Annotated in this window: 8 protein-coding genes and 1 pseudogene; 6 read left to right on the forward strand and 3 right to left on the reverse strand. The window is 67.8% G+C overall.

All coding sequences use genetic code 11. The features are described from left to right. The 4 genes from QLH51_RS18165 to QLH51_RS18180 form a co-directional block, all read left to right on the forward strand. Nucleotides 1–1,400: M16 family metallopeptidase (locus QLH51_RS18165; RefSeq protein ID WP_164516242.1), on the forward strand; the 1,400-nt coding region annotated here is incomplete at its 5' end. Between the two features lie 90 nt (nt 1,401–1,490). After that, nucleotides 1,491–2,465 carry a cell wall hydrolase gene (locus QLH51_RS18170; RefSeq protein WP_206429278.1) on the forward strand — a complete coding sequence of 325 codons (975 nt, stop codon included), beginning with the start codon at nt 1,491–1,493 and terminating at the stop codon, nt 2,463–2,465. 244 nt (nt 2,466–2,709) lie between these two features. Further along, nucleotides 2,710–3,663, forward strand: coding sequence for a glutathione synthase (gene gshB / locus QLH51_RS18175; RefSeq protein ID WP_125662039.1), 954 nt, complete (start codon nt 2,710–2,712; stop codon nt 3,661–3,663). Between the two features lie 120 nt (nt 3,664–3,783). Beyond that, nucleotides 3,784–4,389, forward strand: a complete 606-nt coding sequence (locus tag QLH51_RS18180; protein WP_125662036.1) for a DedA family protein — start codon at nt 3,784–3,786, stop codon at nt 4,387–4,389. Between the two features lie 60 nt (nt 4,390–4,449). Here QLH51_RS18180 and QLH51_RS18185 read toward each other — a convergent pair whose 3' ends face one another. Then, nucleotides 4,450–5,481, reverse strand: a complete 1,032-nt coding sequence (locus QLH51_RS18185; protein ID WP_241217998.1) for a phytase — start codon at nt 5,479–5,481, stop codon at nt 4,450–4,452. Beyond that, nucleotides 5,481–8,288 carry a TonB-dependent receptor gene (locus QLH51_RS18190; protein ID WP_125662033.1) on the reverse strand — a complete coding sequence of 936 codons (2,808 nt, stop codon included), beginning with the start codon at nt 8,286–8,288 and terminating at the stop codon, nt 5,481–5,483. Before QLH51_RS18190 ends, QLH51_RS18185 begins: the two co-directional genes overlap by 1 nt. Nucleotides 8,289–8,537: 249 nt before the next feature. Here QLH51_RS18190 and QLH51_RS18195 point away from each other — a divergent pair, with 249 nt between their 5' ends. After that, nucleotides 8,538–11,030: a TonB-dependent receptor gene (locus QLH51_RS18195; protein ID WP_125662030.1), complete on the forward strand. Its 2,493-nt coding sequence runs from the start codon at nt 8,538–8,540 to the stop codon at nt 11,028–11,030. Between the two features lie 195 nt (nt 11,031–11,225). On the opposite strand, the pseudogene QLH51_RS18200 reads toward QLH51_RS18195, so the two are convergent. Then, a pseudogene (locus QLH51_RS18200) lies at nt 11,226–13,610 on the reverse strand (TonB-dependent receptor). Between the two features lie 119 nt (nt 13,611–13,729). Here QLH51_RS18200 and QLH51_RS18205 point away from each other — a divergent pair. After that, nucleotides 13,730–15,379, forward strand: a complete 1,650-nt coding sequence (locus QLH51_RS18205) for an alkaline phosphatase D family protein (protein WP_125662027.1) — start codon at nt 13,730–13,732, stop codon at nt 15,377–15,379. Nucleotides 15,380–15,395 lie beyond the last annotated feature (16 nt).

Below are 15,395 nucleotides of genomic sequence, written 5' to 3' on the forward strand. Positions count from 1 at the left end.
ACGGACAGCGCATCCTGCCCCCCGCCCCCGCCGCACCGGTGCAGGTCGCCATCCCGGTGCCGGTTGAACATCGTCTGCCCAACGGCATGCGCGTCGTCGTAGTCGAGAAGCGCGGACTGCCGGTCGTCACCGCCGCGCTGGTCGCGGACGGCGGCGCGGCGCGGGACCCGAACGGACGTGCCGGCGTCGGCGAACTGACCGCCGGTCTGCTGACGCAGGGCACGAAGACCCGATCGGCGACCGAGATCGCGCGCGCGGTCGAATCGCTGGGCGGCAGCATCGGCAGCGGTGCCGGCTGGGATTCGCAGAACGTGACGCTGACCGTCGGATCGGCACAGGTGGCGCCGGCGCTCGCCATCCTCGCCGATGTCGCGCGCAACCCGGCGTTCGCGCAGGGCGAGATCGACCGGCTGCGCACGCGGACGATCGACGGGGTCAGCGTCGCGCTGACCGATCCGGGGAAGCTGTCCGCCCTGATCGCCGACAATGCCGTGTTCGGTCCGTATTCGGGCTATGGCCATCCCGCCAGCGGCACGCCGACCACGCTGAAGGCGATTACGCGCGACGACGTGACCGCCGCCTATCGCGCTGCATGGCAGCCCGGAAAGGCGACACTGGTGCTGGTCGGCGACCTGAGTGCCGATGCCGGCATGGCGCTGGCGCAACGGCTGTTCGGCGACTGGCAGTCGGGCGCGGCGGCACCCGCACCGATCTCGCCGCCCGGCGCACCGCCCTCGCCGCAGCTGAGCACCCGCGTGATCGTGGTCGACATGCCCGACGCCGGACAGGCCGGCGTCGTCGTCGCCCGCTCCGGCATCCGGCGCAGCGACAGCAGCTATTTCCCGGCGGCGGTCGCCAATGCGACGCTGGGCGTCGGCTTTTCGTCACGGCTGAACCAGGAAATCCGCATCAAGCGCGGCCTCGCCTATGGCGCGCGTTCGGAACTGGATGCACGTCGGGGCGGCGGGGTGGTAAGCGCCGCGACCCAGACGAAGAACCCGTCCGCGCCCGAAGTCGTAAAGATCATCACCGACGAGATGCGCCGCCTGGGGGCCGAGGCCGCGCCCGAAGCCGAACTGGCGACGCGGAAGGCGGTGCTGACCGGCAATTTCGGCCGGACGATCGAACGGACCAGCGGCATCGCCGGCACCATCGTCACCTATATTGCCGACGGCGTGCCGCTGGCGCGCATCGCCACCTTCCTGCCCTCGATCGAGGCGGTCGGTCCGGCGGCGGTGCAGCAGGCGGCAGCGCAGGTGATGGACCCCAAGGTGGCGAACATCGTCGTGGTCGGCGACGCGAAGCAGTTCCTCGAACCGCTGCGCGCGGCCTATCCGCAACTGGTGGTGATCCCGGCGGCGGCGGTGGATTTCGGCCGCGCGGACTTCGGGGCGAAGTAAATCCTCCCCGACGCCGGGGACCGCCGCAAACTGCGCTGGTCCCCGGTGCCGAAGAGGATTTCGGAAACCATTTCCGCTACACCCCGCCCGATGGCGATCCTCGCGAATCTCCCCCGGCGTACGCGCATCCTCGGCGGCGGCATCATGCTGCTGGTCGTCGGCGCATTCGGCGCGCGGGCCGGGATCGCGGCGCTCGACCAGCGTGCCCGGGCACCCGCGCCGCCAGCCGCCGCCACCGGCTATGAGGCCGACGATCATTTCCCCGGTGCTGCGCAGCTGCTGCTCGCCGCACCGGTGCGGCGCGGCGAGACCGGCACCGCACCGCTCCCCGCGCTGCCGGCCTATGCCGATGCCGGCGACTTGGGCGACGCGTCGATCCGTCCCGCCCGCCCGTTCGTGCTGCGCGGCACCCAGCTCGACCGTGCTCGCGCGCTGCAATGCCTGACCACCGCGATCTATTACGAGGCGGGCAACGAACCCGATGACGGCCAGCGTGCGGTGGCGCAGGTCGTGCTGAACCGCGTGCGCCACCCCGCCTTTCCCGCCAGCGTGTGCGGCGTGGTGTTTCAGGGATCGGACCGGCCGGTCTGCCAGTTCAGCTTCGCCTGCGACGGCGCGATGGCACGGGTACCGGCGCCGGCGGTCTGGCTGCGATCGCGCCGGGTCGCCGCGCGGGCGCTGGCCGGCGACGTGTTCGCGCCCGTCGGGCTGGCGACGCATTACCATACCTATGCCGTCACCCCGTCGTGGAACCGTTCGCTGGTGATGACCGGCGTGTTCGGCGCGCATTTCTTCCATCGGTGGAAAGGGTGGTGGGGAACCCCCGCTGCGTTCACCGATCGCTATACCGGCATCGAACCGCCCCCCGGCCCGCTGCGCGCCCTGCCCCCGCCGCCGCCGTTGCAGACGGTTCCGGTCGAAACGGTGCCGCTGGTGCCGCCGGCCGTCCTCACTCCTCCGACACCGATCGCAAGCGCCACGCCGTTGCCCGAAGAGAGTTCGAAGTTGCCCGCGGAATCGCAGGTGCTCGACCGGTGGAAGGATTCGGGCAAGCCGCTGCGCTAGGGCGGATCGCCATCGTGGCGACCCAAGGCATTTTCGTCATTCCCGCGCAGGCGGGAATCCATATCCGCCCACGTCCGGGCTGGATTCACGAGGTCAGCGCATATGGACTTCCGCCTGCGCGGGAGTGACGACCGGGGAATGTAACGACAGCCCTGTGTGCAGCGCACTGCATGCCGATCCTGACCCGACGTGACTTTCGCTCCCCGCCCCCCTACCTGATTGGCAATCAATCGGAGTGTACCTCATGTCGCTGACCGTCGCCGTCCAGATGGACCCCATTGCCGGTATCAACATCGCGGGCGATTCGACCTTCGCCCTGATGCTATCCGCACAGGCGCGGGGGCATCGGCTGTTCCATTACAGCCCCGAAGACCTGAATCAGTCGGGCGACCGGGTATGGACCCGAGCGCAGCCGGTGACGGTGCAGCGGATGATCGGCGACCATTTCGCATTCGGCGATCCCGTCAGCCTCGACCTCGGCGAGCAGGCCGATGTCGTGCTGATGCGGCAGGACCCGCCCTTCGACCTCGGCTACATCACCGCGACGCACCTGCTGGAGCGCATTTCGGATCGGACGCTGGTCGTCAACGATCCGGCATCGGTGCGCAACGCACCCGAAAAGCTGTTCGTGCTCGATTACCAGCGCTTCATGCCGCCGACGCTCATCACCCGCTCGGTCGACGAGGCGCGCGCGTTCCTGAACGAACACGGATCGATCGTGGTCAAGCCGCTGCACGGCAATGGCGGCAAGGCGATCTTCAAGATCGACGCCGATGCGCAGAACCTGTCGTCGCTGATCGAGGTGTTCAACACCGCCTATCGCGAACCGCATATGGTGCAGGCGTTCCTGCCGGCGGTCGCGAAGGGCGACAAGCGCATCGTGCTGGTCGACGGCGAGGTCGCGGGCGCGGTCAACCGCCTGCCGGGCGCGGGTGAAATCCGCTCCAACCTTGCCGTCGGCGGCACCGCGGCCAAGACCGAACTGACGCCGCGCGAGCGCGAAATCTGCGCCGCGCTCGGGCCGGAACTCAGGCGCCGCGGGCTGATCTTCGTCGGGATCGACGTGATCGGCGGCGAATGGCTGACCGAGATCAACGTGACCTCGCCGACCGGGATCGTCGCGATCGAGAAGTTCGACGGGACCGACGTGGCGGGCATGATCTGGGATGCGATCGAGGCGCGGGTGGCGGGACGGTAAGTCCTTCTGCCCACAAGCGTCACCCCAGCGCAGGCTGGGGTGACGCTTGTGGCAGGCTGAGACGGCGGCGACGCGGTCGCTCCACGGCACGAAACCCCGCTCCACACGTTCCCAAGCCCCATGACGACCTTCATCCTCGATGCCATCGCCCGTGGCGGCTATCTCGGCATCTTCCTGCTGATGGCGCTGGAAAACGTCATCCCGCCGATCCCGTCCGAGGTCATCATGGGACTTGGCGGGATGGCGGTGGCGCGCGGTGACATGGCGATGGTGCCGCTGTTGCTGTGGGGCACGGCGGGCACGACCGCAGGCAATTACTTCTGGTACGCGATCGGGCGGCGCTTCGGCTATCAGGGGTTGCGGCCGTTCGTCGATCGCTGGGGCCGATGGCTCACGGTCGAGTGGGAGGATGTGGAGAAGCTCCACCGCTTCTTCCGCAAACATGGCGGCAAGACGGTTTTCATCTTCCGCTTCATGCCGACGTTCCGGACGATGATCTCGCTGCCCGCCGGCATGGCGTGCATGCCGCGCTGGCGCTTCTTCCTCGCGACCTTCACCGGCAGCATCATCTGGAACGCGGTGCTCGCCTATGCCGGGCTCTGGCTGGGGTCGAATTTCGAACAGCTCGACCGCTATGTCGGGCCGGTGGCGATCGCGATGTCGGTCGCGATCGTGCTGGCCTATATCTACCGCGTCATCACGTGGAAGCCGCGCGCGCAGCGATAGTCGATCCGGAACCCAACAAACGTCACCCCTGCGAAGGCTGGGGTGACGTTTTTGGACAGGCTACTTGAGCCGCAGCGCCTTCAACACATCGCCCCACGACACGAACTTGAAGTTCTGCGTCTCCGGCGCGTTGTCGCCGTCCTGCGCCACCAACAGCCCCCTGGGAAAGCGTGGCCCGAAATTGCCGGGGATCAGCTCGATCCCGTCGGTTTCGCTGGTGCCGTCGATCGCGCCACCACCGATGCGGAAGCGTCCGGCATAGGTCACGGCGGGCAGGCGGTAGAGGGTATAGGCATTGTCACCCTGGCTGCTGACGACCAAATAGCCGCCGGTGCGGCCACGCGGTGCCAGCGCCAGCCCCTCGGCATCGGCGACCAGCGTCGTGCCGTCGACCTTCGCGATCGCCGTGCCGTCGACCGGGGCGGCGGGATCGGCGGCGAAGCGCCACAGCCCGACATCCTCCTCGGCGACGTATAGCGTACCGGTCCGGTCGTCGACGACGCAGCCCTCGGCCTGGGTACCGACCTTCATCGACCGCACGGTCCGCACCACCGGCGTCGCACCGGGCGTGGCATCGATCGACACCTGATCGATCCGCCCGTCCTTCATCACGACGAAGCCGAACAGCGCCCTGTCGCGCGCACGGGTCCACAGGCACATGCCATAGGCCTCGCCGGCACCGACCGGGTAACGCCCCATCGACACCAGCTTCCTCGCCACGGTGTCGAGCGTAAACAGCGCGACATGCGCCCGTGTCTCGTCCGCCCGGTCGCTCGCGGCGACGATGACCCGGTTGCCGATCTCGCGCAGGTCGACATTGTTCAGCCGCACTGCGGGCGTGAAGCTCAGCCGCTTGCCCGACAGGTCGTAGACATGGATGCCGGCCTTCTTGTCGGTGCCGATCACCAGACTTTCCGCGGGCACCCGCCGGTTGCGCCAAATGGCGGGATCGTCGGCAGCATCGGCGGCGGTATCGACCGGATCGGTCTCCGCCACCGCCGCGACGATCGGCACGACCGGGGGTGTCGCCGCCGGCCGGGGCGTCACTGCGCACCCGCCGAGCAGCACTGCGAGATATAGCGCCAGCCGCATCAGAAGTTCACCCGCACGCCGGCCTGATACCGGCGACCGAACGTCTCGTGCTCGATCGTGTAGCGGGTATCGCGAACGTAGCGGCGGCCCGGACCGTTCAGCAGGTTGCTGAAATTGCCGTAGAGTTCGACGTTGCGGGTGACGGCATAGCGGACCGACGCGTCGAGTTCATTATCCTTCGCCCAATAGAAATCGCCACCGTCGACCGGGCGGCTCAGCCCGTTGATGTCCTCGAACGCGCCGAGTTCGTCGAGCCAGCGCGACCGGTTCTGATACTGGACCCGCGCCGAGAAGCCGTATTTCTCGTAATAGAGCCCGACATTGTAGACCGCGTCCGACGCGCCCGGCAGCGGCACGCGGCGGCCGTCCGGCGTTTCGGCGCGGCTGCGGTTGAGGGTCGCGTTCAGCTGGACGCCGAACCCGCCTACCCAGTCGGGCAGGCCGAGATCGCCGACGAACGGATCGAGTTGTTGCTGGATCGCGCCCTCGATGCCGAGGATCGACCCGTTGCCGCCATTGTCGATCGTCGAAAAATCATATTGCGAACGGTCGGTGCCGCCGAAATTGAGGATGTTGCTGTTGAACGTGCGGCTGGTGTCGAACAGCACGTCGCGCAGCCGCTTGTAATAGGCGCCGAACGACAGGAACCCGGCCGGCGCGACGTAGTATTCGACATAGGCATCGACGCCCATCGCCTTTTCGGGCTTCGCATCGGGATTGCCGCCCGAAATCGTACCCTGCCCCTCGGCAAGGTCGACATAGGTCAGGTTCGGCCGCAGCTGGTCGTAATCGGGCCGCGCCGCGCCGGTATTGAACGATAGCCGCGCCTTCATCCGGTCGTTCACGTCGTAATTGATGTGCAGGCTGGGATAGACCAGCGTGATGTCGCGATCGACGGTCAGCGGGGTGGCGGCATTGCCGTTCAGGAACGCCGACGACCTGTTGCGGATATGCTCGATCCGCGCGCCGCCGATGACATTGCCCCAGCCGGTGGTGACGGTGGCCATGCCGTACGCGGAATAGATGCGCTCGTTCACGTCGTACAGATTGGCGGTCTGGTCGACATAGCGCCCGACCGTCCTGGCGCGGTCGACAAGGTCGAGGATCTTGTCGCGGCCGAAATACTGGAAGGTGTAGCCGAGCGGTATCTCGCCTTGGAAGCCGCCGGGGATCGCGATCTGCGCATAGCCGGTGGGAAATCCCGCCGTCGCGAGCTGGGTCGCGTTGAGTTCCAGCAGCCGTTCGTCGACCGACTTGGTCCGGTCGTCGAAGCGCAGTCCGGCGGCGAAGGTCGTCTTTTCGCCGAACAGGCCGTCGACGTCATGCTGCACGTCGACGCGCGCGGTATAGGCGTCGGTCGTGTCGGCCGCGATCAGCGAACGCAGTCGGCCGAGCGTGCGCGGGAAATCCTCGATCGCGGTGACGCGGGCACCGCGCGCCAGCGTGCCGTTGGCGTTGCGGATGGTGCGAAACAGCTCGATCCTCGCCAGCTGCGGATCGGTGAAGTCGTAACCGACGGTCAGGCGATTGGTGGCGTTGGTGCCGTTGGTGCCGAAGGATGGGCTGTCGTAGTTCAACTGCGCCGGCTGGGTCCGGTCGTCGATCGAGCGGGTATAGTTCGCCCGCCACGACACGCGCCATGCGTCGAGATCGTGGTCGCCGCCCAGCGTGTTGGTGAACACCGACTGCTTGTAGGCGCGCACGGTGAAGTTCGAATTCAGGTCGATGCCGTACACCGTGCCCTTCAGCGGGGTATTGCCGGTGCACACATCGGCATAGCCGGTCGTGCCCGCCGCGGGCGTCGCGTTGACGGTGCAGGCGGCGGTGCCGGTCGGAACGTTCGACTGCCGGTCGTCGAGATCGACGATGTAGTTGTTGCGCTGTTCGTCGTCCTGGAACGCCGAATAGATGGTTTCGGCGAAGATGCGGTGGCCGGGCGCGGGCTTCCAGTCGAGCCGGGTCGACAGCGCATAATTCTTGCGGACGAGGCGGTAGAGCTTGTTCTCGGTCTCGCGTGCCCAGATGCGGTCGATGAAGCCCGGGCGGCGGTCCTCGCCCACCGTTTCCCAGTCGGTCTCGAAATTGTCGGTCACCATGCCGCGCCGGTACAGGCTGGCCGAGGAGGCGATGGCGAATTCGCCGATACCGGTATCAAACCGGTCGGACACGACCAGCGATCCTTCGAATTCGCGGCGGTTGCCCAACTCGACGATGCCGTAGCCGGCCTTGCCCGCGACGTGGAAACCGTTCTGGTCGAACCCCGATCGGGTGATGATGTCGATATTGCCCGAGATCGTCTCGCCGACCATGTCGGGGGTCACCGCCTTGCGGACGATGATCTGGCTGGCGATCGCCGACGGGATCGAATCGAACCGGGCGGCGCGCCCTTCGGGGCTGACCACGTTGACGCCGTCGAACGACAGCGTCGTCCAGCGCTTGGGCGCACCGCGCAGGTTGACGTAGCGCGCCTGGCCCTGGTCGCGTTCGACCGCGACGCCGGGCAGGCGGCTGATCGCCTGCGCGACGTTCTGGTCGGGCAGGCGGCCGACCGCATCGGACGCGATGACCGACACCAGCGCCGGGCTGTTGCGCTGGATTTCGAGCGCGGCGGCTTCGGATTCGGCGATGGGGCGGCTGCCGCGCACCACGATTTCCGACACTTCCTCTTCGGGAACGGCCGCGGCGACCGGGACCACCTCCCCGTCCGGCACCGGCCCGGCGAACGCGCTGCCGGGCAGGATGGCGGCACCGCTCAACAGCGCGCGCACGACGACGGCCCGCGTGGACCGGGCAAAAATAGCAACCATGTGTCTTTCCCCTCGGAAGCTTGCCGCTTCCCGTGGGGTCCGCCCCTGCCCCGACCCCGTGGCAGGTTGGTTACACGTCCGTTACCGATCGGTGACGCCGCCCGGAGTGTGGCCAGATTGCCACAACACCTGTCCGATACAACGGAAATGGCAAACGATTGCAGAGAATGTTGCAATCGTTTGCAATCAGCGTAAAAGGCGAGTCGAGACGCCGGCAGGAGCCGGCCCGATACCCGTAAGGAGGGGACCATGAAGGCGTTCCATATTCTGCTCGCGTCGACCGCACTCGCGCTGCCGCTGCCCGCGCTCGCACAGGTCGCCGACACCCCCGCGCCCGAGGCGGTCCCCCCTGCCGACGACACCGCGCAGGCGGACGGGGACATTATCGTCACCGGCGTCGCCCGCGGCCAGAACCGGCTCGACAGCTCGGTATCGGTCAGTTCGCTCGACCAGGCGACGTTGCAGGCGACCGCACCGCGTTCGGTCGCCGAACTGTTCCGCAACATCCCCGGCGTCCGCTCGGAAAGCTCGGGCGGCGAAGGCAACGCCAACATCGCGGTGCGCGGCCTGCCCGTCGCATCGGGCGGGTCCAAGTTCCTGCAGTTGCAGGAAGACGGGCTGCCGATCCTCGAATATGGCGACATCACCTTCGGCAATGCCGACATCTTCCTGCGCGCCGACCTGAACGTCGCCCGCGTGGAGGCGATCCGCGGCGGTTCGGCCTCGACCTTCGCGTCGAACTCGCCCGGCGGCGTCATCAACCTGATCTCCGACACCGGCGAGCGCGAGGGCGGCGTGGTGCAGGGGTCGTTCGGCATCGACTATCGCGATTTCCGCACCGACTTCGCCTATAACAAGCGGCTCTCCGACAGCCTGCGCGTCCATGTCGGCGGCTTCTACCGCTTCGGCGAAGGCCCGCGCGAGGCCGGCTACGACGCCAATCGCGGCGGCCAGATCAAGCTGAACGTGACGAAGGAGTTCGCCGGCGGCTATGTCCGGCTGTACGGCAAGTATCTCGACGATCGCGCCATCGCCTATCTGCCCAACCCGATCCGGGTCAGCGGCACCAACGACGATCCGAAATACAGCGAGATCGCCGGTTTCTCGATCAACGGCGACACGCTGCATTCGCCGAACATCACCCGCAACCTGACGCTGGACGGCAACAACAATCCGGTCGTCAACGACATCCGCGACGGGCAGCATCCGCTGGTCAAGTCGGTCGGCTTCGAAACGCAGTTCGCGGTGGCCGACGGGTGGAACGTCACCAACCGCTTCCGCTATTCGGACATTTCCGGACGCTTCATCTCGAACTTCCCCGCCGCCGTCGATTCGGCCGCGACCATCGCCACCGCGCTGGCCGGGGCGGGCGCGACGCTGCGCTATGCGACGGGCCCCGATGCCGGCCGCGTGATCGCCAATCCGGCGGCGCTGAACGGCAACGGCCTGCTGGCGCAGATCGTGGTGTTCGACACGAAGCTCAACAGCCTCGACAACATCACCAACGATTTCCGCCTGACCCACGACATCGCGCTGGGCGGCGGGACGCTGGGCGTCACCGGCGGCTTCTACAAGTCGCGCCAGACGATCGATACCGACTGGCTGTGGACGTCGCTGCTGTCCGACGTGGTCGGCGGCGGCGATGCCGCGCTGGTCGACGTCCGCAACGCGGCCGGACAGGCGATCACCCAGAACGGCGTGTACGGCTATGCCGCCAGCTATTTCGGCGGATGCTGCCGCCGCAGCTACGACCTGAACTACGACACCAACGCCCCGTTCGCGTCGCTGAACTGGTCGGGCGGTGCGCTGACGCTCGACGGGTCGGTCCGCTATGATTTCGGTTCGGCCAAGGGCAGCGTTGCCGGCGCCGATCTGGGCGGTGGGCGCGTCGGTATCGTCACCCGCGACATCAATGGCGACGGCGTGATCTCCGACGCCGAACGCCGGGTCGCGGTGATCCCGCTGAACAGCGCGGCACCGGTCGACTACGACTTCGACTACTGGTCCTATTCGCTGGGTGCCAATTATCGGATCAGCCCCGACCTCGCGGTGTTCGGCCGCTACAGCCGTGGCGGGCGCGCCAATGCCGACCGCCTGCTGTTCGGCCCGGCGGTCAGCACCACCACCGGCGGCCTGCTCAACAGCGATGCGGCGGTCGACATCGTGCGCCAGGCCGAAGCGGGGGTGAAGTATCGCGCGAACGGCGTGTCGTTCTATGCCACCGGCTTCTGGGCGCGGACCGAGGAGCAGAATTTCGAGGCGACGACGCAGCGCTTCTTCGACCGCAACTACCGCGCCTACGGCGTCGAGCTGGAGGGCAGCGTGCGGCAGGGGCCGTTCAGCCTGACCGCGGGGGGTACGTGGACCGATGCGAAGATCGTCGGCGATGCGGTCAACCCCGACACGGTCGGCAACCGGCCGCGGCGGCAGGCGGCGTTCGTGTTCTCCGCCACGCCGCAGGTCGATTTCGACCGCTTCACGCTGGGCGCCAACGTCGTCGGGACCACCGACAGCTATGCGCAGGACAGCAACCAGCTGAAGCTGCCGGGCTATACGCAGGTCAACGCCATCGTCCAGTTCCGCCCGGCGGACCAGGTCCAGTTCTCGGTCAATGCGAACAACCTGTTCGACGTGATCGGGCTGACCGAGGCGGAGGAAGGCGCGATTCCCGCGAACGGCATCGTCCGTGCGCGATCGATCAACGGCCGCACCATTTCGGCGACCGCCCGCTTCAGCTTCTGACCTCTCTGGAGACTGCGCCGGTGCCGCGATCTGCGACACCGGCGTTTTTTGTGTGTCGTACCTACCCCCGCCGTTCGTGCCGAGTAGAGACTGAGCTTGTCGAAGGCTCGTATCGAAGCACCCTGGGCAGTCCTTCGACACGCCGCTTCGACAAGCTCAGCGGCTACGCAGGACGAACGGGAAGGCTGTGCGGCTTCAGAACCGCGCGCCCAGTTCCACGCCATAGAAGCGCGGCTCGCCCCGGATATATGTCGGCACGCCGAAGCCGCCGCCGGTATTGCCCGCATCGATCAGGTAACGCTTGTCGGTCAGGTTGCGCGCGAAGCCGCCGATGGTGAAGCGGTCGTTCAGCTCCACCCCGGCGCGCAGGTTGAACAGCGTATAGCCCGGCGTCGCGATCGCCTCGCGGTTCGGCAGTTCGAAGAACACCTTCGAACGATAGGTCAGGTTGGGCACGGCATAGAAGGTCGCCGACCCCATCGGCACGCGCAGGTTCGCACCGGCGGACGCGGTCATGTCGGGCTGCAAACGGAAGCGGTTGCCGGCGAACACGCCGTTGGCCGCGTCGTCGCCGATCCCGCCGTCGAGCCAGGCGAAGGTCCCGAACAGCGACAGCATCTGCCCCAACCGCAGATTGCCCTCCAGCTCGACGCCGAGATTGTCGGCCGTGCCCGCCGAACGCGTGGTGGCGACGCCGTTTTCGGTCACCGACACCTGAAACCCGTCATAGCGCTGGTAGAACACCGATGCCGCGCCGCTGAATGGCCCGACCCGGCCCTTGATGCCGCCTTCGTAGTTCCACACCAGTTCCTCGGGCACGATCTGCAGCGCGGGCACCACCGGCGCGGTCGCCGCGGCACCGGTGCGCGACGCCGCCAGCTGTACGACCGGCGAGCGGCGGCCCTTGCTGACCGTCGCATACAGGTTGACCGCTTCGGACAGCCGGAACAGCGCGTTGAAGCGCGGCAGCACGGCGGCGAAGCTGCGCTCCGCCTCGAACTTCGCTCCACCGGTGCTGGCGGTGCCGAGCAGGCTGGTGAACACCCCGGCGCCGGCGAGCAGGCGCGAGAAGGGCTGGATCGAGCTGTATTGCGACTGGCGGTCCTCGATCAGCATGCGTGCCCCCGCGGTCAGTTCGAGCCGGGTCGCCGGGATCCACGTGACGTCGGCGAACACCGAATAGGTATCGTTGTTGCCGTAGTTCGTGAATTCCGACGCATAGGGCAGTTCGGTCAGGCTCCCGCGCGACAGGATCGCGGTCGCGCGCGTGCCGGGCACGGTACCGTTTGCGGCGACGCAGTTGGGACCGGTCGGTACGCCCGCCTGATTGAGCAGCCCGCGCACCGACGCATAGGCGGCGTTCACCGAACAGGCGAGGTAGGTGCCTTCCTCGGTCGAGAACGGCACGCGCTGATAGCCGTTTTCGAAGAACGCGTTCCACCCGAACGAGGCGCGGGCGCGCTCACCGGTGAAGTTGAAGCGCCCTTCATGGCTCCACTGGTCGCCCTTCGCATCCTCGGCGAACTCCAGATACCATGCCGGGCCGCCATCGGCGTCGAACGTCTCGAGGCTGTTGAACCGGCGATAGCCGTTGACGGTGGTGAAGGTGACCCCGCCGCCCAGATCGACCGCGACCGTCAGGTTGGCGTCGTACACGTCGCGGTCGAGCCCCAGCTTGCGCTTGCCGAACACCTGTTCGCTATAGGGCGAGCCCGACAGTTCGGCGGTGCCATAGTCGCCGGTCTGCCCGCCGGTGGGGGCAAAGGCGCGGCTCTTGAACGCGGTGCCGGGATTGCGCTGTCCGTCATAGGTCAGCACGAGGTCGGCGGTGACCGCGTCGGTCGGCGTTCAGCGCAGCGATCCGCGCACGCCCCGCTGATCCTGCCCGTTCAGGTCGTCCTGATCGACGCGCCCCTGATTCTGGTTCGGCACGTCGGCGTCGCCCGCGATGTTGCGGACATAGCCGTCGCGATATTTGTAGGCGAAGGCGAGGCGCGCGGCGAGCGTGTCGTTCCCGGCATTCATCATGCCCGACACCTGCGTCCGGTTGAAATTGCCGTAGGACACAGCGACGTCGGCGGCGAAGCCGGGCTGCGGTTTCGCCGACAGGATCGACACCGCCCCGACCGCGGCGGCCGTGCCGAACAGCGTCGCCTGCGGCCCCTTCACCACCTCGATCCGCTCGAGGTCGAACAGGTCCTGATACGCCCCGCGCGACCGGCTGATATCGACGCCGTTGTAATAGAAGGTGACGCGCGCGCCCTGCTGCGCCGATCCCGAATCCGACGTGATGCCGCGGATGACGAAGCCGGGGTTGTTCGCGCTCTGCTCCTGCACGACCAGCCCGGGGATATATTGCGCGACATCGGCCAGCGTCGACACGCCCAGATCGGCCATCCGCTGTCCCGTGACCGCCGTCACGGTGACCGGCACGTCCTCGATCCGCTGCTCGACCTTTTGCGCGGTGACCACGATCTCGTCGGTTTCGTCCCCCGCCGGCTGGACATTGGCCTGCGCGAAGGCCGTGGTCGAACAGCCGAGCGCCAGCAGCGCGATCGTCGAACGCAAACACGATGTCATGCAATATCCCCCTGATGGTCGGCGGGCGTCTAGGGGCGGGGAATGACAGGTCGATGACGTCACGGACCTGTCGCATCGGTTGCATAGGGAGCGGCGAACCTCCTGTCGAAAGTCGTGAAATGACGCTCAACCGCCGCGACGCCCTTCGCCTGATGGGCAGCAGCGCCGCCCTCTCGCTGCCGACGATCGGCCATGCCGCCCCGGCCGCCGCGCAGTTCCTGCACGGCGTGGCGAGCGGCGATCCGGCGGCGGACGGCGCGGTGCTGTGGACCCGCGCGACCCCGGCAGCGGACGGCAGCGGCGACATCCCGCTCGACTGGCACGTCGCCGCCAGCAGCGGCGGCGCAGCCATCGCCACCGGCCGCACCACCGCGCGGGCGCCACGCGACTTCACCGCAAAGGTCGAGCCCACGGGACTGAAACCCGGCACCGACTACTGGTTCTGGTTCACCACCGCCGACGGCACCGCCTCGCCCAGGGGGCGGTTCCGCACCCTGCCGCGCGGGGCCACCGCCGACCTCGCGCTGGCGGTGGTGTCGTGCCAGCTCTACCCCGGCGGCTACTGGCACGCCTATACCGCGATCGCCGCCGAACCGCGCCTCGACGCGGTGCTGCATCTGGGCGATTACATCTACGAATATGGCGCACAGGGCTATGGCGCTGAGATCGGCCGCGCGCTGAACCGCCTGCCCGAACCCCGCCACGAGATCGTGACTCTCGCCGATTACCGGATGCGCCATGCGCAGACGAAGCGCGATCCGGCGATGCAGGCGGCCCATGCCCGCGCCGCGTTCATCTGCGTCTGGGACGACCATGAAAGCGCCAACGACGCATGGGTCGGCGGCGCCGAGAATCATGACGCAGCGACCGAAGGCGACTGGGCCACGCGCAAGGCGGCGGCAATGCAGGCCTATTTCGAATGGATGCCGATCCGCGATCCCAAGCCCGGCCAGCCTTGGGCGGCGATCAACCGCAGCTTCGATTTCGGCGACCTCGCGACACTGGTGATGGTCGAGACGCGGCTGCTCGCCCGCTCGGAACAGGCCGCGTCCAAGGGGGCGGGGATCGAGCCCGACGATTATGCGACGATGCTGGCGATCCGCGCACGGCCCGGCCGCGAGCTGCTGGGCGCCAGGCAACAGGCATGGGTCGAACGCGAGCTGGCGCGATCGGTCGCGGCGAAGCGGCCGTGGCAGTTGCTCGGCAATCAGGTCGTCATGGCGCGCGTTCCCGGCCCCGATCTGGCGAAGGAACTGGGCGAGGATCGCTATGCCGCGCTGCTCGCCCGCCTGCCCGCCGCCTATCGCCCGCGCATCGCCGCCGGGCAGCGCTCCTACCGCGCCGGACTGCCGTTCAATTTCGACAGCTGGGACGGCTATCCCCCGGCACGCGAGCGGCTCTACGCCGCGTTCCGCCGCGCGAAGTCGCGCCCGATCGTCCTGTCGGGCGACAGTCACGCCGGCTGGGCCAACGACCTGCACGACGATGCCGGGCGGCTGGTCGCCAACGAATTCGGCGCGACCGCGATTTCCAGCCCGTCCTATGGCGCGCTGCTGCCGGGGCTGGGCGCGGTGATCGAAAAGGGCGCGCCGGAGGTCCGCTACTGCGATCAGGATCGGAAAGGCTATCTGTTGCTGACGCTGACACCGGCGCATGCCGAGGCGCAGTTCCGCACCGTGTCGAGCGTGGTCGAGCCGGAGTTTACCACCGCGACGACGGCGCGGTGGCGCGTGGCGGCGGGGAAGCCGGGGCCGATGACGCAGGTTTAGCTAGTCGCTGCCTGGC

Origin of the sequence: Sphingomonas sp. 2R-10, assembly GCF_030062225.1 — a bacterium.
Taxonomy (GTDB): Bacteria; Pseudomonadota; Alphaproteobacteria; order Sphingomonadales; family Sphingomonadaceae; genus Sphingomonas.